General features: G+C 28.9%; 36 protein-coding genes and 1 riboswitch. Of the genes, 33 read left to right on the top strand and 3 right to left on the bottom strand.

The window, feature by feature from the left end; all coding sequences use genetic code 11:
- Positions 1–44 precede the first annotated feature (44 nt).
- The 4 genes from ACH5BH_RS11675 to ACH5BH_RS11660 all read left to right on the top strand — a co-directional run bounded on the left by ACH5BH_RS11675 (position 45) and on the right by ACH5BH_RS11660 (position 4,815).
- Positions 45–1,289, top strand: a complete 1,245-nt coding sequence (locus ACH5BH_RS11675; RefSeq protein WP_423298461.1) for an NAD(P)/FAD-dependent oxidoreductase — start codon at positions 45–47, stop codon at positions 1,287–1,289.
- A gap of 75 nt (positions 1,290–1,364) precedes the next feature.
- Positions 1,365–2,714: a hypothetical protein gene (locus ACH5BH_RS11670; protein WP_423298460.1), complete on the top strand. Its 1,350-nt coding sequence runs from the start codon at positions 1,365–1,367 to the stop codon at positions 2,712–2,714.
- A 1-nt stretch (position 2,715) separates the two neighbouring features.
- Positions 2,716–3,720, top strand: coding sequence for an ATP-binding protein (locus ACH5BH_RS11665; RefSeq protein WP_423298459.1), 1,005 nt, complete (start codon positions 2,716–2,718; stop codon positions 3,718–3,720).
- Between the two features lie 3 nt (positions 3,721–3,723).
- Complete coding sequence (locus tag ACH5BH_RS11660; RefSeq protein ID WP_423298458.1) at positions 3,724–4,815, top strand: vWA domain-containing protein; 1,092 nt, start codon at positions 3,724–3,726, stop codon at positions 4,813–4,815.
- Between the two features lie 13 nt (positions 4,816–4,828).
- On the opposite strand, the gene ACH5BH_RS11655 is transcribed toward ACH5BH_RS11660, so the two are convergent.
- Both ACH5BH_RS11655 and ACH5BH_RS11650 read right to left on the bottom strand, forming a co-directional pair.
- Positions 4,829–4,951 carry a hypothetical protein gene (locus ACH5BH_RS11655; protein ID WP_404307130.1) on the bottom strand — a complete coding sequence of 41 codons (123 nt, stop codon included), beginning with the start codon at positions 4,949–4,951 and terminating at the stop codon, positions 4,829–4,831.
- A 97-nt stretch (positions 4,952–5,048) separates the two neighbouring features.
- Positions 5,049–5,126, bottom strand: a riboswitch (cyclic di-GMP riboswitch).
- Between the two features lie 49 nt (positions 5,127–5,175).
- Positions 5,176–5,805 carry a TetR/AcrR family transcriptional regulator gene (locus ACH5BH_RS11650; RefSeq protein WP_404307128.1) on the bottom strand — a complete coding sequence of 210 codons (630 nt, stop codon included), beginning with the start codon at positions 5,803–5,805 and terminating at the stop codon, positions 5,176–5,178.
- Between the two features lie 116 nt (positions 5,806–5,921).
- Here ACH5BH_RS11650 and ACH5BH_RS11645 point away from each other — a divergent pair, with 116 nt between their 5' ends.
- The 25 genes from ACH5BH_RS11645 (at position 5,922) to infA (ending at position 19,183) form a co-directional block, all read left to right on the top strand.
- Complete coding sequence (locus tag ACH5BH_RS11645; RefSeq protein WP_423298457.1) at positions 5,922–6,494, top strand: hypothetical protein; 573 nt, start codon at positions 5,922–5,924, stop codon at positions 6,492–6,494.
- A gap of 330 nt (positions 6,495–6,824) precedes the next feature.
- Complete coding sequence (locus tag ACH5BH_RS11640) at positions 6,825–7,892, top strand: ABC transporter permease (protein ID WP_423298456.1); 1,068 nt, start codon at positions 6,825–6,827, stop codon at positions 7,890–7,892.
- Between the two features lie 679 nt (positions 7,893–8,571).
- A complete protein-coding gene (gene rpsJ / locus ACH5BH_RS11635) occupies positions 8,572–8,886 on the top strand; it encodes a 30S ribosomal protein S10 (protein WP_071627220.1) in 315 nt (104 codons plus the stop codon).
- Between the two features lie 16 nt (positions 8,887–8,902).
- The gene (gene rplC, locus ACH5BH_RS11630) at positions 8,903–9,478 is read left to right on the top strand and encodes a 50S ribosomal protein L3 (RefSeq protein ID WP_404307121.1); all 576 of its coding nucleotides are present in this window, start codon (positions 8,903–8,905) and stop codon (positions 9,476–9,478) included.
- Positions 9,475–10,086 carry a 50S ribosomal protein L4 gene (gene rplD / locus ACH5BH_RS11625; protein WP_404307119.1) on the top strand — a complete coding sequence of 204 codons (612 nt, stop codon included), beginning with the start codon at positions 9,475–9,477 and terminating at the stop codon, positions 10,084–10,086. The genes rplC and rplD overlap by 4 nt, the downstream gene beginning before the upstream one ends.
- 1 nt (position 10,087) lies before the next feature.
- Positions 10,088–10,369: a 50S ribosomal protein L23 gene (locus ACH5BH_RS11620; protein ID WP_254577568.1), complete on the top strand. Its 282-nt coding sequence runs from the start codon at positions 10,088–10,090 to the stop codon at positions 10,367–10,369.
- 11 nt (positions 10,370–10,380) lie between these two features.
- Entirely contained in the window at positions 10,381–11,208 is an 828-nt protein-coding gene (gene rplB, locus ACH5BH_RS11615) for a 50S ribosomal protein L2 (protein WP_404307117.1), read from the top strand.
- A 9-nt stretch (positions 11,209–11,217) separates the two neighbouring features.
- On the top strand, positions 11,218–11,493 hold the full coding sequence (rpsS, locus tag ACH5BH_RS11610) for a 30S ribosomal protein S19 (protein WP_404307115.1): 276 nt from the start codon (positions 11,218–11,220) through the stop codon (positions 11,491–11,493).
- Positions 11,494–11,496: 3 nt separating this feature from the next.
- The gene (gene rplV, locus ACH5BH_RS11605) at positions 11,497–11,829 is read left to right on the top strand and encodes a 50S ribosomal protein L22 (protein WP_254577571.1); all 333 of its coding nucleotides are present in this window, start codon (positions 11,497–11,499) and stop codon (positions 11,827–11,829) included.
- Entirely contained in the window at positions 11,829–12,527 is a 699-nt protein-coding gene (gene rpsC / locus ACH5BH_RS11600) for a 30S ribosomal protein S3 (protein WP_404307113.1), read from the top strand. The genes rplV and rpsC overlap by 1 nt, the downstream gene beginning before the upstream one ends.
- Positions 12,528–12,529: 2 nt before the next feature.
- The gene (rplP, locus tag ACH5BH_RS11595; protein ID WP_404307111.1) at positions 12,530–12,955 is read left to right on the top strand and encodes a 50S ribosomal protein L16; all 426 of its coding nucleotides are present in this window, start codon (positions 12,530–12,532) and stop codon (positions 12,953–12,955) included.
- A complete protein-coding gene (gene rpmC, locus ACH5BH_RS11590; RefSeq protein ID WP_404307109.1) occupies positions 12,942–13,133 on the top strand; it encodes a 50S ribosomal protein L29 in 192 nt (63 codons plus the stop codon). Before rplP ends, rpmC begins: the two co-directional genes overlap by 14 nt.
- Positions 13,134–13,144: 11 nt before the next feature.
- Positions 13,145–13,396: a 30S ribosomal protein S17 gene (rpsQ, locus tag ACH5BH_RS11585; protein WP_404307107.1), complete on the top strand. Its 252-nt coding sequence runs from the start codon at positions 13,145–13,147 to the stop codon at positions 13,394–13,396.
- Positions 13,396–13,764: a 50S ribosomal protein L14 gene (gene rplN, locus ACH5BH_RS11580; protein WP_404307105.1), complete on the top strand. Its 369-nt coding sequence runs from the start codon at positions 13,396–13,398 to the stop codon at positions 13,762–13,764. The genes rpsQ and rplN overlap by 1 nt, the downstream gene beginning before the upstream one ends.
- A gap of 1 nt (position 13,765) precedes the next feature.
- Positions 13,766–14,005, top strand: coding sequence for a 50S ribosomal protein L24 (gene rplX, locus ACH5BH_RS11575; RefSeq protein WP_404307103.1), 240 nt, complete (start codon positions 13,766–13,768; stop codon positions 14,003–14,005).
- A 1-nt stretch (position 14,006) separates the two neighbouring features.
- A complete protein-coding gene (rplE, locus tag ACH5BH_RS11570; protein ID WP_404307101.1) occupies positions 14,007–14,555 on the top strand; it encodes a 50S ribosomal protein L5 in 549 nt (182 codons plus the stop codon).
- A complete protein-coding gene (locus tag ACH5BH_RS11565) occupies positions 14,555–14,740 on the top strand; it encodes a type Z 30S ribosomal protein S14 (RefSeq protein WP_254577578.1) in 186 nt (61 codons plus the stop codon). The genes rplE and ACH5BH_RS11565 overlap by 1 nt, the downstream gene beginning before the upstream one ends.
- Before the next feature lie 14 nt (positions 14,741–14,754).
- Positions 14,755–15,153, top strand: coding sequence for a 30S ribosomal protein S8 (rpsH, locus tag ACH5BH_RS11560; protein WP_404307099.1), 399 nt, complete (start codon positions 14,755–14,757; stop codon positions 15,151–15,153).
- A 9-nt stretch (positions 15,154–15,162) separates the two neighbouring features.
- A complete protein-coding gene (rplF, locus tag ACH5BH_RS11555) occupies positions 15,163–15,696 on the top strand; it encodes a 50S ribosomal protein L6 (RefSeq protein WP_404307097.1) in 534 nt (177 codons plus the stop codon).
- Positions 15,697–15,706: 10 nt separating this feature from the next.
- Positions 15,707–16,066, top strand: a complete 360-nt coding sequence (rplR, locus tag ACH5BH_RS11550) for a 50S ribosomal protein L18 (RefSeq protein ID WP_404307095.1) — start codon at positions 15,707–15,709, stop codon at positions 16,064–16,066.
- A gap of 9 nt (positions 16,067–16,075) precedes the next feature.
- Positions 16,076–16,516, top strand: a complete 441-nt coding sequence (gene rpsE, locus ACH5BH_RS11545; RefSeq protein ID WP_254577582.1) for a 30S ribosomal protein S5 — start codon at positions 16,076–16,078, stop codon at positions 16,514–16,516.
- Between the two features lie 4 nt (positions 16,517–16,520).
- Positions 16,521–16,919: a 50S ribosomal protein L15 gene (gene rplO / locus ACH5BH_RS11540; RefSeq protein ID WP_404307093.1), complete on the top strand. Its 399-nt coding sequence runs from the start codon at positions 16,521–16,523 to the stop codon at positions 16,917–16,919.
- A gap of 2 nt (positions 16,920–16,921) precedes the next feature.
- Positions 16,922–18,184: a preprotein translocase subunit SecY gene (gene secY, locus ACH5BH_RS11535; protein WP_404307091.1), complete on the top strand. Its 1,263-nt coding sequence runs from the start codon at positions 16,922–16,924 to the stop codon at positions 18,182–18,184.
- Positions 18,185–18,186: 2 nt separating this feature from the next.
- Entirely contained in the window at positions 18,187–18,951 is a 765-nt protein-coding gene (gene map, locus ACH5BH_RS11530) for a type I methionyl aminopeptidase (protein ID WP_404307089.1), read from the top strand.
- Positions 18,952–18,964: 13 nt separating this feature from the next.
- Entirely contained in the window at positions 18,965–19,183 is a 219-nt protein-coding gene (infA, locus tag ACH5BH_RS11525; RefSeq protein WP_072682044.1) for a translation initiation factor IF-1, read from the top strand.
- Between the two features lie 131 nt (positions 19,184–19,314).
- On the opposite strand, the gene ACH5BH_RS11520 is transcribed toward infA, so the two are convergent.
- Entirely contained in the window at positions 19,315–19,524 is a 210-nt protein-coding gene (locus ACH5BH_RS11520) for a hypothetical protein (protein WP_404307087.1), read from the bottom strand.
- Between the two features lie 127 nt (positions 19,525–19,651).
- Here ACH5BH_RS11520 and ACH5BH_RS11515 point away from each other — a divergent pair, with 127 nt between their 5' ends.
- From ACH5BH_RS11515 to ACH5BH_RS11500, 4 genes are read left to right on the top strand one after another with little or no spacing between them, the layout of a single operon-like run.
- A complete protein-coding gene (locus ACH5BH_RS11515) occupies positions 19,652–20,323 on the top strand; it encodes a uracil-DNA glycosylase (RefSeq protein WP_404307085.1) in 672 nt (223 codons plus the stop codon).
- Positions 20,320–21,453, top strand: a complete 1,134-nt coding sequence (locus ACH5BH_RS11510) for a hypothetical protein (RefSeq protein ID WP_404307083.1) — start codon at positions 20,320–20,322, stop codon at positions 21,451–21,453. The genes ACH5BH_RS11515 and ACH5BH_RS11510 overlap by 4 nt, the downstream gene beginning before the upstream one ends.
- A 43-nt stretch (positions 21,454–21,496) precedes the next feature.
- A complete protein-coding gene (gene aspS, locus ACH5BH_RS11505) occupies positions 21,497–23,248 on the top strand; it encodes an aspartate--tRNA ligase (protein ID WP_423298455.1) in 1,752 nt (583 codons plus the stop codon).
- Between the two features lie 19 nt (positions 23,249–23,267).
- On the top strand, positions 23,268–24,062 hold the full coding sequence (locus ACH5BH_RS11500; RefSeq protein ID WP_423298454.1) for a metal ABC transporter solute-binding protein, Zn/Mn family: 795 nt from the start codon (positions 23,268–23,270) through the stop codon (positions 24,060–24,062).
- Positions 24,063–24,138 lie beyond the last annotated feature (76 nt).

Here is a 24,138-nt window from a genome sequence, read left to right as displayed (position 1 = left end):
CAAAAAATTAATATATTATTTATAAAATATTTTAAGGATTTATTATGAAACGAGATATCGTAATAATTGGTGGAGGTATTATTGGATTAATGAGTGCTTATTTCTTGCATAAAGCAGGAAGAAAAGTAACCTTAATTGATGAAAATGATATTACAAATAGTACTTCTTTTGGAAATGCAGGTTTACTATCCTCTTTTGATAAGGCTCCTTTAAGTCATCCAGGGGTAGTTGGGGAAACATTGAAGATGATGTTAAAAGGTGAGTCTCCTGTAAAGCTTCATCCTAAATTTGATTATCAGCTTTTTAAGTGGTTATTTGAATTTGTAAAAAATGCAAATCATGAAAGACTTAAAAAAACACTCATTCTTTTTGAAAAATATGGACAAGATACTATTGATTTATATAAACAAATTCAAGAAGAAGAGAATTTAGATTTTGATTTTCATCATACAGGAATGTTATCTGTTTTTACAGAGCAAGATAGTTATGATAAAAAGTTAAAACAGTATAATTATGAAGATAGTAAAAGATTTGAAATACTTACAAAAAACAGACTAGAAGAGTACTTGCCTTGTGCAAGTTCTGATGTAAAAGGTGCTATATTATTTAAGAAAAATGCTCATTTAGATCCTCAAAGAGTAATGCTTGAAATGAAAAACTATTTAATTGAAAATGGTGTAGAGTTTATACTAAATGAAAAAATAGAAGATATAGCTTTTAGTGATGATAAAGTTATAAGTGTGAGTTCTAAAAGTTCATGCTATGAAGCAAATAGTTTTATTATGGCTACAGGATATCAAACACTTTTAGCAAAAAGAAGAAAAAAACAGTTGATGATGACACCTGCAAAAGGTTATAGTATTACTTTTGAAATGCCAAAAGAATTACGCCCTAAAACTTCTTGTTTATTTAATGATTTATTTATAGTAATGACTCCAAGAAGAAACGATGTAAGACTTACATCAAAACTTGAATTAGGATCCTCTAATCCAAAAATAGTAAAAGCACAAATAGATAGTATAAAAGAAAATTTTAAAAAATATACAAAACCTTTTGAAATGAAAAATATTAAAGAATGGAGTGGGTTTAGACCTTTAACACCAAATGATAGACCACTATTTGGGAAAGATGAAGAGTATGATAACTTAATATATGCTATGGGGCTTGGTTGGCTTGGTATGACATTTGCTCCAAGTATTGCTAAAACACTCGAAAATTTAATCGTAAATGACTTAAAAAATGAAGAAGATGATGATGTTCTTCTTTTCTCAGGATTCTACCAAGGGTAGGGTCCTAGACTTTAAAATAGCTTAATTTTACATTATAAAACTTTTTTTTAATAAATACTAAGATACTATTTACAGATGAATAATTATGAAAATCAAAATATATTTTTTACAGGAAGAGCTAACCTTATTGATTTAGAAGAGTTAGAAAAGTATTTATTACAAAAAGGTGCAGTTCTTGTTGATAGTATACAAAAAGCAAATATTGTTATAAAAGGTAAGTTTACACCTATTGTTATTGAAGAAGAGTTATATGAGTTATCGAAAACACAAATTGATATTTTAGAAATAAATAAATTAGAGGAGGAGTTTTCAAAGAATCTTGATATAGATTCTGTATTGTTAGCTATTAAAATATCAAAAGATCAAGAAAGATTATTAAAACTTTTAAGTAATGAGTATTTCGATGATGAAGTTTTTATAAAACTTCTAAGATTATATGATTTTAAAGATGAGGATATTTATGATACTGATGAAAATAGGGATGTTTGTACTAAAATAGTAGAGAGATTTTGTAGTTTAGTTGAAACAAACCACAATATTCAATATGCACCAATAGGAGTATATTACACAGCCCTAGAAGCTACACACCCTAAGCTTTTAGAAGTATTATACAATATGCCTGATTTTTCTATTTCTGATAAAAATGCTCAAAAAGATCAACCTTTGAATTTAAAAGAAGTAGTAGCTTTAAATCCAAATAGTTCAAAGACAATGCATTTGCAGATTATAAAAAATAATAGAGTAAATGAACTAAGGTTTTTAGCATTAAATGAGGCTATTTCACTAATGGTTCAAAAAAAGTTATTTGAAAAAAATATTCAAGAAGTAAATATTTCACTTATAAAAGCCTCAAACTATGAAGTAGATATGATTGATGAATTTTTAAAAGATGATATTTTAAAAAAAGAACTTCTAAAAACAATAACTTTAAATGAAGAATTATTTAATAAATTTATTGAAAATATTGATGATGTGTGTTTGATATATTTATCTATGAATGAAACTTTAAATACTGCAATGATAGATAGACTATTTCAAAAAGATATAGAAAATGCAAATATAAATCTTTTAAAAAATAAAAATTGCTCTAATCTAAAAATAGAAGAGTTTTTAAAGAAAAAAGATAAAGTATATAATATAGCTATTGCTCATAATATTAATTTGTCAAAAGAACAATTTGAAAGCTTATATAGTTTAAAAGATTTTGATATTAATATCTCTCTTGCTTCAAATATCAATACTCCAAAAGAGATACTAAAAGATTTAAGTAAGCTAGATAATAGAATAATAAATGAATCTTTATGTGAAAATATAAGTACTCCAATAGGAGTACTTTTACAATTTCAATATGATGGTGGCTTAAAATCGATTATCTCTAATAATGATAGTTTTAGAGAGTTTACAAGAAAAAATATAGGAATGTAATATGAAAGCTAGTGATTTAAAAAACTCTTTAGAGTCTTTGATAAATAGTAAAGTCCCTGTATTTATTTGGGGAAATCCTGGAGTTGGAAAATCTTCACTTGTAAAGCAAATAGCAAATGAAAAAAATATGAACTTTATTGATTTGAGGTTAAGTTTACTGGATCCAACTGATTTAAGAGGAATACCATTTTTTGAAAGTGAAACAAAAAGTGCAGTATGGGCAAAACCTGAGTTTTTACCTAATACTAACTCAAAAGAAGAAGGAATTCTTTTTTTAGATGAGATAAATTCAGCTCCTCCAACTATTCAAGCAGCTGCTTATCAACTTATTTTAGATAGAAAAATAGGAGAATATACTCTTCCCTTAAACTATGCAATTATTGCAGCAGGAAATTATGAAACAGATAGAGGTGTAACTTATAGAATGCCAACACCTTTGGCAAATAGGTTTGTACATCTTGATTTTGATTTAGACTTTGATGAGTGGAAAAGATGGGCTTATACTTCAAATATTGATACTCGAATTATCTCATTTTTATCATATAAAAGTGAAAGTTTGTTTACTTTTGATGCAAAATCAAAAGAAAAATCTTTTGCTACTCCTAGATCTTGGTCTTATGTAGATGATATATTAAAATCAAAATTAGAAATAAACTTACTAGAAGAGGTAATAAGTGGTGCTGTTGGAAAAGATAGTGCAGTTGAGTTTATGAACTATTGTAAAATTATGAAAGATTTACCTGATATAAATACTATCTTAGATGGTAACTTAAAAGAAGTACCTCAAAATAATTCTGTTTTATATGCTTTATGTACTGGAATAACTTATGCTTTAAAACAAAATCAGAATGTACAAAATATAACGAATGTTTTAAATTACTCCTTAGAGTTACCAAATGAATTTTCAGTGATGTTGATTAGAGATATTCAAAAAGAGGGTATTAATATTGAGAGTTCACCTTCATGGAAAACATGGAGTGATGCAAATAAGTTTTTAATTGGCTAAGTTTTGAAAAACCAAATAGAACAGAGAATTTCAAGAGTAAAGTCTTCATTGATAATTGAGCAACCATATTTTGGATCAATAGCTTCAACTCAAAAGGCAGCGTTAAATGAAGATTTAAAGACCTATCTTTCAACTAGTAAAAACTTTGAATATAATGATGATTATATAAACTCATTAAGTGATGATGAACTAGGTTTTGTACTTACAAATTCAGCAATGCATCAAGCCTTTTTACATGATAAAAGAGTTGATTCAAGAATGCAATGGCTTTGGGTTCTAGCCACAGATTATGCAATAAATTGCTTACTTGTTAATAATGGTTTAGAACTTCCCGATGGCGTAAATTATGATGAAAGATTTGATGATATGAGTGCAGAGGCTATTTATGCTGCACTTGAAAATGAAATTGATGATGATAAACATACACCTGAGCAAGTATCACAAATAAAGTTTGAAAAACATCAAGAACAAGAAATAGATAATAATCAAGAAATACAAGATATGCATGAACAGCTTATAAGTAAAGCCAAACTTCAAGGTGATTTACCTCTTGGTATAGAAATACTTGTACCAAATTTATATGAAGGAAAAATCTCTTGGGAGGAGGAACTTTATAATATTATAGAACAGTCTATAAAATTTGATTATAAACTCATACCTCCAAATAAAAGATATATTTCTCAAGGTTTTGCATTACCATCTTTACAAGGAACAAAAGCTAAACTTGTAGTTTGTATTGACAGTTCTGGTTCTATTGATGGAAAACTTTTGTCAAAATTTTTAGCAGAGGTTGAATCTATAATGAATAGTTTCGAAAATTTTGAAATAGATCTATTAGTAGCAGATGCAAAAGTGCATGAACATCATATTTTATATGCAGGAGATGAACTATCATATACCTTAAAAGGTGGTGGGGGTACTAATTTTGAAAACACTTTTATTTATATTGATGAAAATATTGATGATGTAAATTTATTTTTATATTTTACAGATGGCTTTGGTAAATTTCCAATAGAAGAGCCTAGTTATGAAAGTGTTTGGGTTTTAAGTGAAGATATAGAAGTTCCTTTTGGTAAAAAACTTCTATTAATCTAATTTATATTTTACTTTAGCTTGAAAAGAGTTTGAAAAAAGGTATCATATCTTGAATATGCATAAGTAAAATAAGTGTGAATGAAAAAATAGCTAATAAACAGCTATTCTTTAATTCTTTTGTTGCTAGTATTTTCATTTTTAATCTCCTAGAATGTTCAAAGAAGTGTAGTTCGCGTGTAACCTCTTTATTTTAATTCATAGATTAGATTAAAATTGCCAATTGCATTGGTTTTGAGTGCAATCCGGCTATCTTAAATCTAAGACCCGTGACTTTCCGTCCTTACCTCACGATAAGTTTGGCTATACTAATTTTATGTTATTTTTTATTACAAGAAGCTTACTTATGGGAAAGCTTTAGTTTTATTTAGTCATTTTTCTAATTAAATCTTTACCTTTTTGCGTAAGATTAGGGTAAATCATAAATTCAAAGAATACCTCTTTTGATTCTTGGAGTGTTTCTAATGTTACATCGCCTGTTGTTGAAGCAAAAGTTTGCCAATATGCTGTAATAAACCAATGAAGTTTTGCTCTTTTATTTAAAGAACTTCTGTTTAGTTCTTTGATTAAACCTTCTTTTATAAGATATTTTAGTAGACCTTCTATTTGACTTATTCTTATTTCTTGGTTTTTTGTAAATGCTTTTTTTAGATTTGAATCCATTGCTATTAGAACAGTTGCATCTCTTAGTAAAAATCTATATTCAAAGAAAAGTTTTGCGTATTGATTAAACATATTATCCATTGCTTCAAAAAAGTTTTCATGCATTAGCATATTTTCAAAACTATTAAGCTCCATAAATTTAGAGCTTAATTCCATATATAAATCAAGAACTATTTCTTCTTTATTTTTATAATGGTAATAAAGGTTACCAGGTGAAATATCAGCTTGTTTAGCTATGTGATTTGTAGTAATACTCAATGAGTCTTTTTCATTAAAAAGTTTCATGGCAGATTGTTTTATTTTTATTTTTGTATTTATTTTCTTTTTCATGATTTATTTTAACATTTTAGAGCTTTTACTTGATTTATTAGAGTAATTACTCTAAAATTAAGTTGTTTATAAAAAATATTATTTTAGAATAAATAAAATAACAAGAAAGGTTACAGATGGAAGCAAAAGCAGGTGCTGGGTTACCTAGTATGGAAAAAAATATAATCAGGTATGTTTTAATACCAATTGTAAGGTTACTTATGAGTTGGAATTTGGCACTTTTTCTTATAAAAAGGGAAAGAAAACTTATAGAAAAATTAACATCTTCTTTATCAAAAGAACAAAAAGAAAGGAGAATAAAGATAAATAGAACTTTTGCTATAGAAGAACATAGTTCTGATTATTCTGTAAATATGGCTTGTGAACATTTATATATTACAGGTAATGCAATTATGAATGTAATTGATACTTTATCAAAAGAAAAAGAGTTTAAACATAAAATTACAATAGAAGCAGTAAAACCAATAGGTGAAGACCAAAATGCTATTACAAACTTTTTGAAATTTATGGAGACTTATGAAAACTATATAAAAGAGCATAAAAAAAATCAATCAAAACAAACTAAAGCACATCCTTGGTTTGTAAATTTTAATAATCATGATTGGAGCTGTTTTATGTTTATGCATACTTTTATTCATAGAAGACAAATAGAAGAAATAATTAGAGTACAAAAGGAAAAATATGAATAATTATAATGGAACGATATTAAGAATAGGTTTTATATTTATTTTTTTATTAACAGTTTGGGTTTTATTAGGAGGAATCATTTCTTTATTGATTACTTATTTATTTAATATAAATTTTAATTTACATATACTTAGCTATACAATTACTTCTATTTTAGTAATACGGATTTTTTATCCAAAATTTATATTTAAGAATTAAGAGGAAAAGAAATGAAAGAGAGTCTTAAAAAATTTTATAAGAATAATTTTGTATTTAAAGGAAAAGAAAAACTCTCCAAACTTTCAATTTTTTTTATAGTTTTATTAAACTTATTCGTTTTTAGTATTTTACAAATGGGTATAGAGTTTCAAGTAAAAATACTTAATAATCCTTATAATAAATATTCTAGCACTTGTAAAAATATAGTGACATCAAGTAAGGTTGAAAGTGTAAATAGCTATTACTATATAAATGAAAGTAGAAAATATAATAGTATTCAAAAACAAGATGTTTCAAATAAATGTAAAGAAATTATAACATTAATAGAAGATATCAAAAAACAGCATAATATAAAAGATTTAAGAAAAGAAAAACAGTTATTAAAAAAAGAGTTATCATCTATAAATAATCAAATAAAATTCTATCGAGAAAACTATAACACTACATTATTTGAAAATATTCAAGTTCAAAATAAAAAACAAATAAATAGTGAAATTAAAAATAAATATAATCTCTATTTAGAAAAAAGAAAAAAGCTAAATGAAAAAATTCAACAAATAGATAAAAATTTTGCTTCATCAAAAAGTGTAAAGAAATTAGTTTCGTATATCAAAAAAAATAAAGATTTAGTAAAAGAAGAATATAAAGAAAAAATAAAAGTATATGAAATAAAAAAGGATTTAATTACTTTAGCATTTTTATTGCCACTTTTACTAGTATCTTTCTTTTCTATGAAAAGATTTATGTTAAAAGAGAACTATATATTATATATAATTGCTAAAAATATTTTAGTAATAATTTCAATTCCTACAGTAATATCTTTTATTTCATTAATATATACACTTTTGCCAAAAGTATTTTTTGAAAAACTTATGAGTTTCTTCGCAAGTTTAGAAATACCATTTGTTGTTTACTATTTTGCATTAGCTGTTCTTGTAGTGGTTTTTACCTTTATCATAATAAAAGTGCAGAAAAAATATAAAGAAGAAAATACTCAATTTCAAAATACAACAATTTCAAAAATTGAATCATATAATAAAAGTATATGTAATAAATGTAACAATAAAGTAAACTATGAAACAATGAATTTTTGTCCAAATTGTCAAAATAGATTGAGAAGTAAATGTAGCACTTGCGAAAATATGAAAATAGTATTATTGGAATATTGTCATAAATGTGGAGAAAAAGAATCTATATCTTAATCACATAAAATGATACTATTGTAGTACCTTTCATCAATATAATAGATATTATAGATGAAAGGTTGTGATATGAAAGTAATAAATTTCTTAACTGTGATAATTTTTTTATTAGTAATAACTGGATGCCATAATCAAAATACTAAAATTAGTAAACAAGATTGTATAAATAAAAATAAAAAATACAAGATTGAAAAACAACTTAATTATAGAACGGGTAAATATGTAGAAAGAGTGGTTTGTCTTTAAACTAACGGTCTTAAATATTTTATTTTAAATTCTAATATTATCTAACTGAATTATTCTATAGTCAAAGCTGGAGTAAATACTTTTTATAAGATAAAATGAAAAATGGCAGTATATACAAAAGCCTAAATAAAGTGTTAACTTCTACCTTATTAATATATACACACATTTCATAAGCAAATAATTAACATTTTAAAAGCGGTTTTAAATCACTTTACGTAAATAATTTAAAATTTAAGCCATAATCTTAGTTTATGCTTAAAATGATGCTAAATATATACTATTTTTCCTTTTTAAAAGGAAATAAAATAGACTTTTTTTATACCTAAAGCCCATTATACTTGACATTTAATTCCTTTTAAGTTATAATCCGCGTCCACTAAATGTGGTTAGAGTGCTTTTTCGGTACATCTAACGAGTTCTTTAAAGGAAAAAAATGGAAAAAATCAGATTAAAGCTTAAAGCTTACGATCATAGAGTTTTAGACAGAAGTGTTGCTTCAATTGTTGAAGCTGTTAAAAGAACTGGTGCTGAGTTAAGAGGTCCAATCCCTCTTCCAACGAAAATCAGAAGATATACAGTTCTTAAAGGTCCTCACGTAAACAAGGATTCAAGAGAGCAATTCGAAATCAGAGTTCATTCAAGAATGATTGATATCATTGCAGCGACTCCTGATACAGTAGATTCATTAATGAAACTTGACTTAGCTCCAGAAGTTGATGTTGAAGTTAGATCTATGGGTCAAGAATAAGAAGAAAGGGTAATAAATGGAATATATCGTAGAAAAAATTGGTATGAGTAGAACTGTTTCTGTTCCTGCTGTTCCTGTTACACTTTTAAAAGTTCTAGATACTAAAGTATGTGAAGTGACTGACGGTGTAGCAATTGTTTCTTACGCATCTGGTAAGAAGATGAATAAGACAATTGAAGGTCAACAAAAGAAATACAATCTATCTAAAGAGTTTAACAGATTTGCAACAGCAAACGTAGCAAATACTGAAGCAGGTGACTTAGATTTAGCTCCTTTATCAGAAGCTAAAGTTTTAAAAACTACTTTTAAAACAAAAGGTAGAGGTTTCCAAGGTGGAGTTAAAAGATGGAACTTCGCTGGTGGTAGAGCATCTCACGGTCATAGAATGGGTAGAAGAACTGGTTCAATCGGTAATGCAGAATGGCCAGGTAGAGTTCAACCAGGTAAGAAAATGCCAGGACAATACGGAAATACAAATGTAAGTGTTAAAAATGATGTAGTTTCATTTGACGCTGAAACTGGAATCTTAGTTGTTAAAGGTTCAGTATCAGGACCAAATGGTGCATTAGGAAAAGTAAAGGTTGCTAAATGAGTAATGCAGTAGTATTAAACGAAAAATTTGAAAATAATGGTGAGTTAGCATTACCAGCTAAGTATGATGAGATTAACTCTCACAACTTATACTTATATGCTAAATCTTACTTATCTTCATTAAGAGCAAATACAGCTAGAGTTAAAAACAGATCTGAAGTAAGAGGTGGTGGTAAAAAACCTAAAGCTCAAAAAGGTTCTGGTGGTGCTAGATGGGGTTCTAAAAGATCTCCTTTATTCGTTGGTGGGGGTCAAGTATTTGGACCATCTGCTAGAAACTATAACCAAAAAATTAACAAAAAACAAAAAGCTTTAGCATTAAAATTTGCTTTAAATGCACAAGCTAAAAATGGTTCATTATTTGTAGCAGACTCTGTTAAAATTGAATCAGGTAAAACTAAAGACGCAGTTGCAGTTTTAAATAAACTAGACAAAAGAGATACTCTTGTTGTAGTTGATACAATTGATGAGAAAACATACTTAGCGTTTAGAAATGTTAAAAACTGTTATATGGTTGAAAAGCAAGAAGTTAACGCTTATTTAATTGCTGCATACCACTCAGTACTAATTGAAAAATCAGTATTTGATGCATTAACAAAAGAGGCTTAAGATGGCAGATATTACAGATATTAAAGCAATATTATATACAGAAAAGACAATCGAGCTTCAAGAAAATGGTGTAATCGTTGTTCAAACTAGTCCAAGAATGACTAAAAACGGTTTAAAAGAAGTATTTAAAGAGTATTTTGGTGTTACTCCATCAAAAGTTAATTCTTTAAGACAAAACGGTAAAGTTAAAAGATTTAGAGGAAAGCCTGGTAAAAGACCAGATTTCAAAAAATTCTACGTTACATTACCAGAGGGCGCTGAAATAGCGAACCTATCAGCTTAAGGAGATTATAGATGGCAATTAAAAAATTTAGACCAATAACTCCTGCAAGAAGATTCATGTCTGTAATGGATACTTCTGATATTACTTCTAAACCAACAGTTAGATCTTTACTTGTAAGAGTAAAAGCTTCAGCTGGTAGAAATAATAACGGTAGAATCACTTCTAGACATAAAGAAGCAGGTGCTAAAAAATTATATAGAATTATTGATTTCAAAAGAAACAAGTTTGGTGTAGAAGGTACAGTATCAACTATTGAGTACGACCCATACAGAAACTGTAGAATTTGTTTAGTAACTTATGCTGATGGTGATAAGAGATATATCTTACAACCTTCTGGATTAAAAGTAGGTGATAAAGTTCAAGCTGCTGAGTCTGGTTTAGATATTATTCCAGGTAATGCAATGAGATTAAAATCTATTCCTGTAGGTACTATGGTTCATAACATTGAAATGAAACCAGGTAAAGGTGGACAAATTGCAAGATCTGCTGGTGGATATGCTCAAATCATGGGTAGAGAAGATAAATACGTTATCTTAAGATTACCATCTGGTGAAATGAGAAAAATTCTTGGTGTATGTATCGCAACAATTGGTATTGTTGGTAACGAAGATTATATTAACATGGTTGTTGGTAAAGCTGGTAGAACTAGACACATGGGTATTAGACCTCAAACTAGAGGTTCTGCAATGAACCCTATTGATCACCCACACGGTGGTGGTGAAGGTAAAACTAACTCTGGTAGACATCCTGTTACTCCATGGGGTATGCCAACTAAAGGTTACAAAACTAGAAAGAAAAAAGCTAGTGACAAACTAATCATTTCAAGAAGAAAGAAGTAAGGGTTTAAGATGGCAAGATCAATAAAAAAAGGTCCATTCGTAGACGCGCACCTAATGAAAAAAGTTATCAAAGCTGTTGAAGCTAACGATAGAAAACCAATTAAAACTTGGTCAAGAAGATCAATGGTATTACCTGATATGATTGGTTTAACTTTTAATGTGCACAATGGAAGAAACTTTGTTCCTGTAAATATTACAGAGAACCACGTTGGATATAAATTAGGTGAATTTGCACCAACTAGAACATTTAAGGGTCATAAAGGCTCTGTACAGAAGAAGGCGTAATCAATGGGTAAAGCAATATTAAAATTTATTAGACTTTCTCCTACAAAAGCAAGATTAATTGCTAGAGAAGTTCAAGGTATGAATGCTGAGTATGCTATTGCATCTTTAGAATTTACTCCTAACAAAGCTGCTGGAATCATCTCAAAAGTTATTGCATCAGCAGTAGCAAATGCTGGTTTAGAGCCAGAAGAAGCTGTAATTACTTCAGCTAGAGTTGACAAAGGTCCAGTTCTTAAGAGATTTACTCCAAGAGCTAGAGGTAGTGCATCACCTAAGCACAAACCAACTGCACACATTATGATTGAAGTAGCGGCTGCTGAAAAAGGAGATAAATAATGGGTCAAAAAGTTAATCCAATAGGTTTAAGATTAGGTATCAATAGAAACTGGGAATCAAGATGGTTTCCTAAATTTTCTAACATGCCAGCAAACGTTGCTGAAGATGATAAAATTAGAAAGTTCGTTAAGAAAGAGTTATACTATGCAGGTGTTGCTCAAACTATCGTAGAAAGAACTGCTAAAAAAATCAGAGTTACAATTGTAGCTGCTAGACCTGGTATCATCATTGGTAAAAAAGGTGCAGACGTTGAAAAATTAAAAGTTAACCTTTCTAACTTAGTTGGTAAAGAAATTGCTGTTAACATTAAAGAAGAGAGAAAACCACAATTATCTGGTCAATTATCTGCTGAAAATGTTGCACAACAATTAGAAAGAAGAGTTGCATTTAGAAGAGCTATGAAAAGAGTTATGCAAAATGCTCTTAAATCTGGTGCAAAAGGTATTAAAGTATCTGTTTCTGGTAGACTTGGTGGAGCTGAAATGGCTAGAACTGAGTGGTACTTAGAAGGTAGAGTTCCTTTACATACTTTAAGAGCTAAGATTGATTACGGATTCGCTGAAGCTCATACAACTTATGGTTGTATCGGTATTAAAGTTTGGATCTTCAAAGGTGAGATTCTTGCAAAAGGAATTCCAGCTGAAAAAACAGAAGAGCCTAAGCAAAAGAGAAGACCAAGTAAGAGAAGAGGTAAATAATTATGTTAATGCCTAAAAGAACTAAATATAGAAAAATGATGAAAGGCCGAAACAGAGGTAAAGCCCATAGAGGTAATACTTTAGCTTACGGTGAAATCGGACTTAAAGCTGTTGAACACGGAAGAATTGATTCAAGACAAATTGAAGCTTCTAGGGTTGCAATGACTAGAAAAGTTAAAAGACAAGCGAAAGTTTGGATTACTGTATTCCCAGATAAACCACTTACTGCTAAACCATTAGAAACAAGAATGGGTAAAGGTAAAGGTGCTGTTGATAAATGGGTAATGAACATTAAGCCTGGAAGAATTTGTTTTGAAATGGCAGGTGTAAGTGACGAGTTAGCAAGAGAAGCTTTAACTTTAGCACAACATAAATTACCATTTAAAACTAAAATTGTAACAAGAGATAGCGAAAATGAACTATACTGATTTAAAAGACAAAAGCCTAAATGAGCTTCAAGAGTTATTAAAAGAAAAAAAGGTGCTTCTTTTTGAATTAAAAGCGAAGCTAAAAACTATGCAGTTAACAAATACTTCTGAATTAAAAGCGGCTAAAAAAGATATCGCTAGAATTCAAACAGCAATTACTGCAGCAAAAGCTAACTAAGGATCCAAAGTATGACACATAAAAGAGAGATTCAAGGTGTAGTGGTAAAAAAATCTGGAGATAAAACAGCGTCTATTCTAGTTACTAGATACGTTTTACACCCAAGATATCACAAGACTGTAAAAAGATTTAAAAAATATTTAATTCATGATGAAAGAAATGAGTTAAATGAAGGTGACAAAGTTATCGCTATTGAGTGTAGACCTTTATCAAAAACTAAATCTTTCAGATTAAAAACTATTGTTGCTACAGGAGTTAAGTAATGATTCAAAGTTTTACAAGATTAAATGTAGCTGATAACACAGGTGCTAAAGAGATTATGTGTATCAAAGTTCTTGGTGGTTCTAAGAGAAGATACGCATCTGTTGGTGATGTTATTGTTGCTTCTGTTAAAAAAGCTTTACCAACTGGAAAAGTTAAAAAAGGTCAAGTAGTTAAAGCAGTAGTTGTTAGAACTCATAAAGAAGTTCAAAGAGAAAACGGTTCATTAATCAGATTTGACGACAACGCAGCAGTTATTTTAGATGCTAAAAAAGACCCAATTGGTACAAGAATCTTTGGACCTGTTGCTAGAGAAGTTAGATATTCAGGATTCATGAAAATCGTTTCACTTGCACCGGAGGTATTATAATATGGCAGTTAAATTAAAAATCAAAAAAGGTGATACTGTAAAAATCATCGCTGGTGATGATAAAGGTAAAACTGGTGAAGTTTTAGCTGTATTACCAAAAGAAATGAAAGTAATCGTTAAAGATTGTAAAGTTGCTAAAAAAACTGTTAAGCCTGATCAAGAGAAAAACCCTGAAGGTGGTTTTGTAAACAAAGAAATGCCTATTGATATTTCAAATGTAGCAAAAGTAGAAGGTGAGTAAGATGGCAGCAAGATTATTAGAAAAATATAATGCAGAAATTAAACCAGCATTAGAAACTGAATTCCCAAAAAACAAGATGTTAACTGCTAAGTTAGACAAAGTAGTTATTTCTGTTGGTGCGGGTGAAGCTATGAAAGATAGTAAATTAATGCAAAACATTCAAGATACTATCTCTTTAATTGCTGGACAAAAAGCAGTTAAAGTTATTGCTAAAAAATCAGTTGCTGGTTTTAAAGTAAGAGAAGGTTACCCTGTAGGTGTTAAAGTTACACTTAGAGCTGAAAGAATGTATGAATTCTTAGATAAATTATGTTCTATTGCATTACCAAGAGTAAAAGACTTCCAAGGTTTAAACAGAAATGGTTTTGACGGAAGAGGAAACTTCAACTTCGGTTTAGATGAGCAATTAATGTTCCCTGAAGTTGTTTATGATGATATTATTAAAACTCATGGTATGAATATTTCAATTTCTACTACTGCTGATAACGATGCTGAAGCATTTAGATTATTAGAATTAGCAGGAATTCCATTTACTAAAGGAAGAGCGTAATGGCAAAGAAATCTATGATTGCTAAGCAAAAGAGAACTCCTAAGTTCTCTTCAAGAGCATATACAAGATGTTCAGTGTGTGGTAGACCACACTCAGTTTACAGAGACTTCGGACTTTGTAGAGTTTGTTTAAGAAAAATGGCTAACGAAGGTTTATTACCTGGTGTTAGAAAAGCTAGTTGGTAGGGAGAAAATAAGCTATGATGAATGATATAATCGCAGATGCTTTAACTAGAGTAAGAAATGCTGCAATGAGAAAATTAGATGTTGCAACATTATTACACTCAAATACAGTTGTTGGTATTTTAGAAGTATTACAACAAAAAGAGTACATTGAAAGTTACAAAGTAATTGATGGTGAAAACAACAAAAAAACTATTCAGGTTTCATTAAAATATGATGATAATGATAACTCTGTAATTAACGAAATTAAAAGAGTTTCTAAACCTGGTAGAAGAGTTTACAAATCTTTTGATGAACTAAAAAACTTTAAAAATGGATACGGTACAATCATTGTTACAACTAACAAGGGTGTTATTGCTAACGACGAAGCTTACGCTTCTAAAGTTGGTGGTGAAGTACTGTGTACAGTATGGTAGGAGAGTGTAATGTCTAGAATTGGAAAAAAACCTATCGCTATCCCTTCAGGGGTAGAAGTATCAGTTGATGGTACTATTGTAAATGTAAAAAAAGGGAATAAAACTATTCCTGTTGAAACTCACGGAAGAGTTTCTGTAGAAATTGCTGACAACCAAGTTGTTTTAGGAAAAGTTGGTGAAGAAAAAGAATCAGCTGCTTTCTGGGGAACTTATAGAGCTTTAATTAATAATGCTGTTGATGGATTAGCTAAAGGTTTCCAAAAATCTTTAGAAATTAACGGTGTTGGTTATAGAGCTGCTGTTAAAGGTAAAGTATTAGAGTTACAATTAGGATACTCTCACCCAATTAATTATGATATCCCAGAAGGGTTAGAAATTACTGTTGAGAAAAACTTAATTCACGTTAAAGGTGCAGATAAACAACAAGTTGGTCAAGCTGCTGCAATTATTAGAGGCTACAGAAAACCAGAACCTTACAAAGGTAAAGGTGTTAAGTATACTGACGAGCATATCGTTAGAAAAGCCGGAAAAACTGCTAAGTAAGGTGTGAATGATGAGTAGAGCAAAAGATTTAGCAAAGAAAAATGCATTAAGAGCAAGAAGAAAAAGAAGAGTTAGAGGATCAATTTTTGGTACTTCTGAAAAGCCAAGAGTAACAATTTTTAAATCTAACAAATACTTAAGTGCACAAGCAATTAACGATGTTGAAGGTGTTACTTTAGCATCAGTTAGTTCTCAAAACATGGGACTTAATGTAAGTAAAGAAAATGCAGGTAAAGTAGCAGCACAATTTGCTGAGAACTTAAAGTCTGCTGGTATTGAAACAGTAGTATTTGATAGAAATGGGTACCTTTATCATGGTGTTGTTGCAGCATTTGCTGACGCATTAAGAGAAAATGGTATTAAATTATAAGGGTTAATGATGGCAGTAAATAGAGAAGACTTTCAAGAAGCAATCGTTAAAATCGGAAGAGTAACAAAAGTTGTAAAAGGTGGTAGAAGATTCAGATTTACAGCTTTAGTTGTTGTTGGTGATAAAAACGGAACAGTTGGATTTGGTACAGGAAAAGCTAAAGAAGTTCCTGATGCAATTAAAAAAGCTTTAGATGATGCATTTAAATCTTTAGTAAAAGTTAGTATTAATGGTACAACTATTGCACATGATATTGAACATAAATATAACGCATCTAAAATTCTTTTAAAACCAGCATCTGAAGGTACAGGACTTATCGCAGGTGGTGCGGCAAGACCAGTTCTTGAACTTTCTGGAGTTAAAGATATTATTGCAAAATCTTTAGGTTCAAATAATCCAAATAACCTTGTACAAGCTACAGTTGAAGCTTTAGCAAGAATCAAAGGATAGTTAAATGGCATTAGAAAATTTACAACCAGCTCCTGGTAGTACAAAAAATAGAAAAAGAGTAGGTAGAGGTCAAGGTTCTGGAACTGGTAAGACTTCTGCAAGAGGACAAAAAGGTCAAAAATCTAGATCTGGTTACAAGATCAAGAGAGGATTTGAAGGTGGTCAAATGCCTATGCAAAAAAGACTTCCTAAAATTGGATTCTTCTCAAGAGTTGCTAAGCCTTACTCTATCAATGTTGATAAAGTAAAAGCAGTTGCTGCACTTGAAGAGATTACAGTTGAGTCAATCAAATCTGTATATAAATTATCTAAATCAGTTGTTAAAGTTAAATTAATTGGAGCTGCTGCAAAAGATTTAGTATCTAAAATTAAAGACGAAAACGTAACAACTACTGGAAAATAACCATGAGTAAAGATCTAATAAATAAGATTCTTATTACATTAGGTTTTATATTTCTTTACAGGTTACTGGCTTATGTGCCAGTACCTGGGGTTAATATAGACGTAGTAAAAGAATTCTTTGATTCAAATGCAAATAATGCATTAGGTCTTGTTAATATGTTTAGTGGTAATGCAGTTGAAAGACTGTCTATCATATCACTAGGAATTATGCCTTACATTACAGCTTCTATTATTATGGAATTGTTAGCTGCAACTTTCCCCGCACTTGGTAAAATGAAAAAAGAAAGAGATGGGATGCAAAAATATATGCAAATCATCAGATATACTACTATTGTTATCACATTAATTCAATCAATTGGTGTTTCAATGGGATTAAATTCTTTAACAGGCCAAAGTGGACAAGGTGCAATTTCAATTGACATGAATACATTTATAGCTGTTTCTTCAATTTCTATGTTAACTGGTACGATGCTTCTTATGTGGATTGGTGAACAAATCACACAAAAAGGTATTGGTAATGGTATTTCATTAATTATCTTCGCTGGTATTGTTTCTGCAATTCCAAGTGCTATTGGTGGAACTATTGACTTAGTTAATAATGGACAAATGAACTTCTTAACTGTAATTGCAATTATTGTAGTTATTTTAGCTACAGTTGGAGCAATTATTTATGTTGAGTTAGGTGAAAGAAGAGTTCCTGTTTCATATTCAAGAAAAGTAATGATGCAAAATCAGAAAAAAAGAGTTATGAATTATATTCCTATTAAGGTTAACTTAGCAGGTGTAATTCCAGCAATTTTTGCATCAGCAATTTTAATGTTCCCTGCAACTGTTTTACAGGGATCACAAAATGAGTACTTATTAGTTATTGCTGACTATTTAAGTCCAAGTTCTTATACATTTAATGTATTTATGTTCTTATTTGTAGTTTTCTTTGCATTCTTTTATGCAAGTATTACATTTAATGCAAAAGACATTTCTGAGAACTTAAAAAAACAAGGTGGATTTATCCCAGGTGTTAGACCAGGGGCAAGTACAGCTGAGTTTTTAAATGAAACTGCAAGTAGATTAACATTCTGGGGTGCTTTATACCTTGGTGCTATTTCTACTGTTCCTTGGCTTGTTGTAAAAGCTATGGGTGTTCCATTTTATTTTGGTGGTGTTGCAGTATTAATCGTTGTTCAAGTTGCTATTGATACAATGAGAAAAATTGAAGCACAACAATATACAAGTAAATATGAAACATTAAGTGCAGTAGGATTATAAAAATGGCTATTCCTATTAGAAAACCTAACGAAATAGCTAAACTAAAAGTAGCAAATGAAATTGTTGCTAAAACACTTAATTATCTTAGAGAAAATGTAAAACCTGGCATGACTTTATTAGAAGTCGATGCCATGGGTGATAAGTTCCTAAGAGATTTAGGGGCTAGACCTTCATTTAAAGGGCTTTACGGTTTCCCTAATTCAGTTTGTACTTCATTAAACGAAGTAATAATTCATGGAATACCTGATGATACTGTTTTAAAAGAAGGTGATATTCTTGGCCTTGATATTGGAACAGAAGTTGATGGTTGGTATGGTGATTCTGCGATTACTATGCCTATTGGAAAAATATCAAAAGAGGATGAAGAACTAATTGCTTGTGCAAAAGACTCTTTATATCATGCTATAGATATTATTCATGAAGGTATGAGATTCAAAGAACTTTCAAAAGCTATTGAAGACTTTATTGTTGCTCGTGGTTATCAACCATTAGTAAGATTTTGTGGACATGGTATTGGAAAGAAACCTCATGATGAACCAGAAATTCCAAACTATTTAGAAAATGGTAGTCCAAAATCAGGACCAAAAATTAAAAATGGTATGGTATTCTGCTTAGAGCCTATGATTTGTCATAAAGATAGAGAACCAGTTATATTAGAAAATGATTGGGATGTAGTATCGCGTGATGGATTAAGAGGTAGCCATTATGAACATACAGTTGCTGTTGTTGATGGTAAAGCAGTTATTTTAAGTACAGTTGAAAACTAGGGAGACATAAAAAGTGGCAAAAGATGATGTAATTGTAATTGATGGGAAAGTAATAGAAGCTTTACCTAATGCAATGTTTAGAGTTGAATTAGACAATGGTCATGTAGTACTATGTCATATCTCAGGAAAAATGAGAATGCACTACATTAAAATTTTACCTGGTGATAAGGTTAAGGTAGAAATTACTCCTTATTCATTAGATAAAGGTAGAATTACTCATAGATATAAATAAGGAATTTTCCTTATTTATATTTTTTTGGTTTCATACAAATATACAAAACTATGAAGCCTCTAACAATTAATTTTTCGCGCTATTTAAAAAGTTTATTAAAAGTTATGGCTTCATAGTTTTATATATTTATATTATACTCTTTTCTTATTTAGACTTATCTCATTTTCTATTATTTCTTTTTGTTTTACTAGTGTTTCTAGATTTTTCTTTAGTAATTCTTTATCTTTATAAGAATCAACAATAAATTTAAAAAGTTTAGGTCTATTTTTTTTCCAATTATGTAATGTTGTTTTATTTACTTCTAAATCTTCTTCTAATTTTCTAAGACTTGGTGTTGTCATTTTTATATTTCCTAAAAATATTTAGATGATTTTATAAAATATTGGTACAAAAGTCAATAAAAAATATAATATTGTTCAAATTAATGGAATAAATAGTTAACAAAGAAACTTTTTTGTACAATTTTGTATGACAAAATTAACTAAATATAAATTATTACATCATTTAAACTTCTTAAAATCTATTGGATATTCATATCATGAGCCAATTAATTTTATATCAAATGAAATAAATGGTTTTAATTTACCAAATAACCTTGATGCTTTAAAAAATAGTGTAGATAACTGCTATTTATGTGAGTTATCAAAAAGCAGAAAGAACACAGTATTTTCAAATGGTAATAAAAATGCTAAAATTATGTTTATTTCTGATTTTCCTGGTGCTCTTGAGGATGAAACAGGAAAAATTTTTGCTGGTAAAACAGGTGAACTTTTAATTAAAATGATTGAGAATGTTTTAAATATCAATAAAGATGATGTATATATGGCAAATATTTTAAAATGTAAGCCAATAAATATAACTTCATTTAGTAAAGAAGCAAATTTATGTAAATCATATCTTTTTAAACAAATAGAACTAGTTAAACCAAAGATTATTGTTACATTAGGAGAAAATGCTTACAAGTATTTGACAAATGAAGATGTTAATATTAATCTATTAAGAGGGCAAACAATAAATTATAAAGATATGGTTTTAATTCCTACTTTTCATCCAAGTTTTTTATTAAGAAACCCCTCTTCAAAAAAAGATGCATATATTGATATGCTAAAAATTAAAAATCAATTGGAGTCTTTAAATTGAAAAAGTTATTAAGTATAGTTTTTATAGTTGTAGTATTTATAGGTTGTACACCAAAACAAGAAGTGGAAATAAATATTCCTAATGAAAAAGTTAATAAGGATTTAGGAAAACCAATAACAAATGATTTTGATATTGGTGAAAAAATTGGTAAAGAAGAAATAGAATCACTTGACCCTTTAGATATAAAAGAAGACGAATTTAGTTTTGTAAGTGATGGTAAATCAATTAATATAGCTGTTGTTTATCCTTCTAGAATTGTTGGAAGATATGCTAAAACTTCAATGAACACTATACTTGGATATTTAGCATTTATGAATGCAAATTATAATGTAAAAGTATATGACACTGAAAATGAAAATATTGAGAATATATCTAAAGCTTTTGAAAATTTAAAAACAGATGGTTTTGAAAAAGTAATTGCCTTATTTACTCCAAGAGCTTCAAATATTTTACATGAACTTGATACATCATCTTTAAAGGTGTATCTTCCTTTAAGTAATAAAAGTGATAATGAAACTTTTAAAGAAAACTTTGTTTATGGAGCAATCTCTTATGATAGGCAGATTAAAAAACTTTTAGAGTATTCTAATATTAAAAATACAATGTTTTATCAAGATTCTTATATAGGTAAAAAATTAAAAGAGAAGTATGAAGTACAAGTTCCTGTTACTTTAAGAACTAAAATGATTAAAAATAAAAGAAACTACTTTAAAGGTATTGTAAAAGATTATAAACTTAAAAATTCTACTTTATTTTTAAATACAAAACTTGTAAAAACTTCAATTATTTTATCTCAATTACGTGCTTATGATATTGAACCTAAAGTGATTTTATCAACACAATTAAATTTTGATCCTAGAATTATTGCTTTAACTCAAGAGAAAGATAGAGAAAATTTTGTTGTAGCAAGTTCTATTGATAAAGTTGATGATAAATTAATTGATATTATTAAGATGTACGGAGGAGATATAGAGTATAGTTGGGTTGATTATTCTACTTTAGTTGGAATCAATTATTTATATGAATCAAATGTCTCAAATGGTATTAATACAAAGATTGAAGAAAATAAAGTTATTTATGAGCCAAAACTATATAAAACTACTAGGTTTGGTTTTTTAGAAATTAAGTAAAAGTTAGATAAAATCGCGCATATTTATATTTATGGAGTTTGAATTGAGAACACATTATTGTACAGAAGTAACTGAAAAAAACATTGGTGAAAAAGTTACTGTTGCTGGATGGGTAAACAGTAGAAGAGATCACGGTGGAATTATATTTATTGATTTAAGAGATAAGGGTGGAATAGTTCAATTAGTAGCAGATCCAAAAGTTTTACCTGAATCAGAAAGTGTAAGAGATGAGTTTGTATTAATTGCAACAGGTGAAGTGAGAGAAAGAGGTGAGGGATTAGAAAATCCAAACTTAATTACTGGAAAAATTGAGATTGTTTTAGATGAATTAGTAATCGAAAATAGATCTAAACCAATGCCTTTTGATTTAAATGATGAAAAAGTAAATGATGAGATTAAACTAAGAAATAGATTCTTAGAATTAAGATCAGATAAAATGTATGACATTTTTAAATTAAGATCAAAAGCAACTATTCAAGTTAGAAATACTTTAGATGAATTAGGTTTCTTAGATGTTGAAACTCCAATATTAACAAAATCAACTCCAGAGGGAGCAAGAGATTATCTTGTACCATCAAGAGTACACCCAGGTGAATTTTATGCACTTCCTCAATCTCCACAATTATTTAAACAATTATTAATGGTATCTGGATTTGATAAATATTTCCAAATTGCTAAATGTTTTAGAGATGAAGATTTAAGAGCTGATAGACAACCTGAATTTACTCAGATAGATGTTGAGATGAGTTTTTGTAATCAAGAAGATGTAATCAAAGTAGCTGAAAAATTAATCTATGATACATTTACAGCTTGTGAAAAAGAAGTACCTACAACTTTCCCAAGAATAACTTATGCAGATGCTATGGAAAAGTATGGTTCTGATAAACCTGATTTAAGATTTGATATGGCAATGGTTGATGTTATTGATATTTTTGCTAATTCTACAAATGAAATCTTTGCTAATATTGCAAAAGATACTAAAAACAATAGAATCAAAGCTTTAAGATGTCCAAATGGAGATAATATCTTCTCAAAAAGACAAATGAAAGGTTTTGAAGATTACGTTAGAAAATTTGGAGCTAAAGGTTTAGGTTATTTCCAAATGAAAGAAGATGGATTAAAAGGTCCATTAACTAAATTCTTCTCAGAAGAAGATTTAGAAGCAATCGTTAAAACAACTGAATTAGAAGTTGGTGATGTTGTATTCTTCGGTGCAGGTGATAAAAAGACTGTATGGGATTACATGGGAAGATTTAGACTTTACTTAGCAGAGCAAATGGAAATTATTCCAGCAGACGTTTATGAGTTTGTATGGGTTGTTGACTTCCCTATGTTTGAAGTTGAAGATGGAAGAACAAAAGCATTACACCATCCATTTACTATGCCTAACTTAGAAAAATGTGACTTAGATAATATTGAAGATATTGAAGAGATTGAATCAATTGCTTATGATATTGTACTAAATGGTACAGAGCTTGGTGGTGGTTCTATCAGAATTCATAAAGAAGAGATTCAAGCAAAAGTATTTAAACTTATGGGAATTTCTGATGAAGAAGCAAAAGAGAAATTTGGATTCTTATTAGATGCACTTCAATATGGTGCACCATCTCACGGTGGTTTTGCTATGGGGCTTGATAGAATGATTATGTTACTTGCAGGAACTGACTCAATTAGAGATGTTATTGCATTCCCTAAAACTCAAAAAGCTCAATGTTTATTAACTCAAGCTCCAAGTGAAGTTGATGCTGAGCAATTAAAAGAGTTAAGCTTAAGAATTAGAAAATTAGAGCAATAATTTTTAATAGGTAAGAATTGTGAAAAAAACTCTTTTTTTACTAATTCTTCCTTTATTGGCATTTAGTAAGTTTCAAATAACTGTCTATATGCCAATAGAAGAGTTTTTCATAAAAAAAATAGCTCAAAACTATGTTCGAGCTAAAAAAGTAGCTTTATATTATACTGATAAACCTATAGATTTCAAATATTCAGACCTTTCAAGACTTGCTCAAACTAGGGCTTATTTTCATTTTGGATTAGATATTGAAAAATCATATATTTCAAAGTTTAAAGAAATAAATCCACAAATAAAAGTTTTTGATTTATCAAAAGGCATTAAAAAATTAGAACTTAAAAATGGTAAAATCAACCCTTATATTTGGACTGATCCTTTACTTTTAAGAGTAGTTGCTTCAAATATATATAATGCTTTAATTCAGTTAGATTCTATTAATAAAGAACATTATAAAAGAAATTATGAGTTATTACTTACTAAACTTGATAAATTGTTTTTAGATATAAGAGCTAATTTATATAAAAGTGATATATATAATATTTATGTTTTTGATGACTATTGGGATTATTTTGCTAATAGGTTTAGTTTAAACTTATATAAACGAGAAAAAAAGATTATAAAAGCTGATACTCTAAAAGATTTAGAAAGTTTCACTAAAACCAATGAAATAAAAGCTATTTTAATACAAGGTAAAAAAACTGATACTTATGTAAAATCTTTAGCTTCAAAAGTTGAACTTCCTTTAAAAAAACATGATATTTTTGAAGAACTTTTCTTCTTTAATTTAGAAAGTTTATCAAAAAAATTATCTAATTAATTATAAAAAATTATACAACTATATAAAAAGTATACACCCTAATAAAAATTATTTCTTCCATTGTATGTATAATTAG

The sequence above is a fragment of the Arcobacter rhizosphaerae genome, assembly GCF_049472155.1.
Lineage (GTDB): Bacteria > Campylobacterota > Campylobacteria > Campylobacterales > Arcobacteraceae > Arcobacter_B.
The sequence above is the reverse complement of the archived record's forward strand: the minus strand, read 5'-3'. Positions and strand labels throughout refer to the sequence as shown.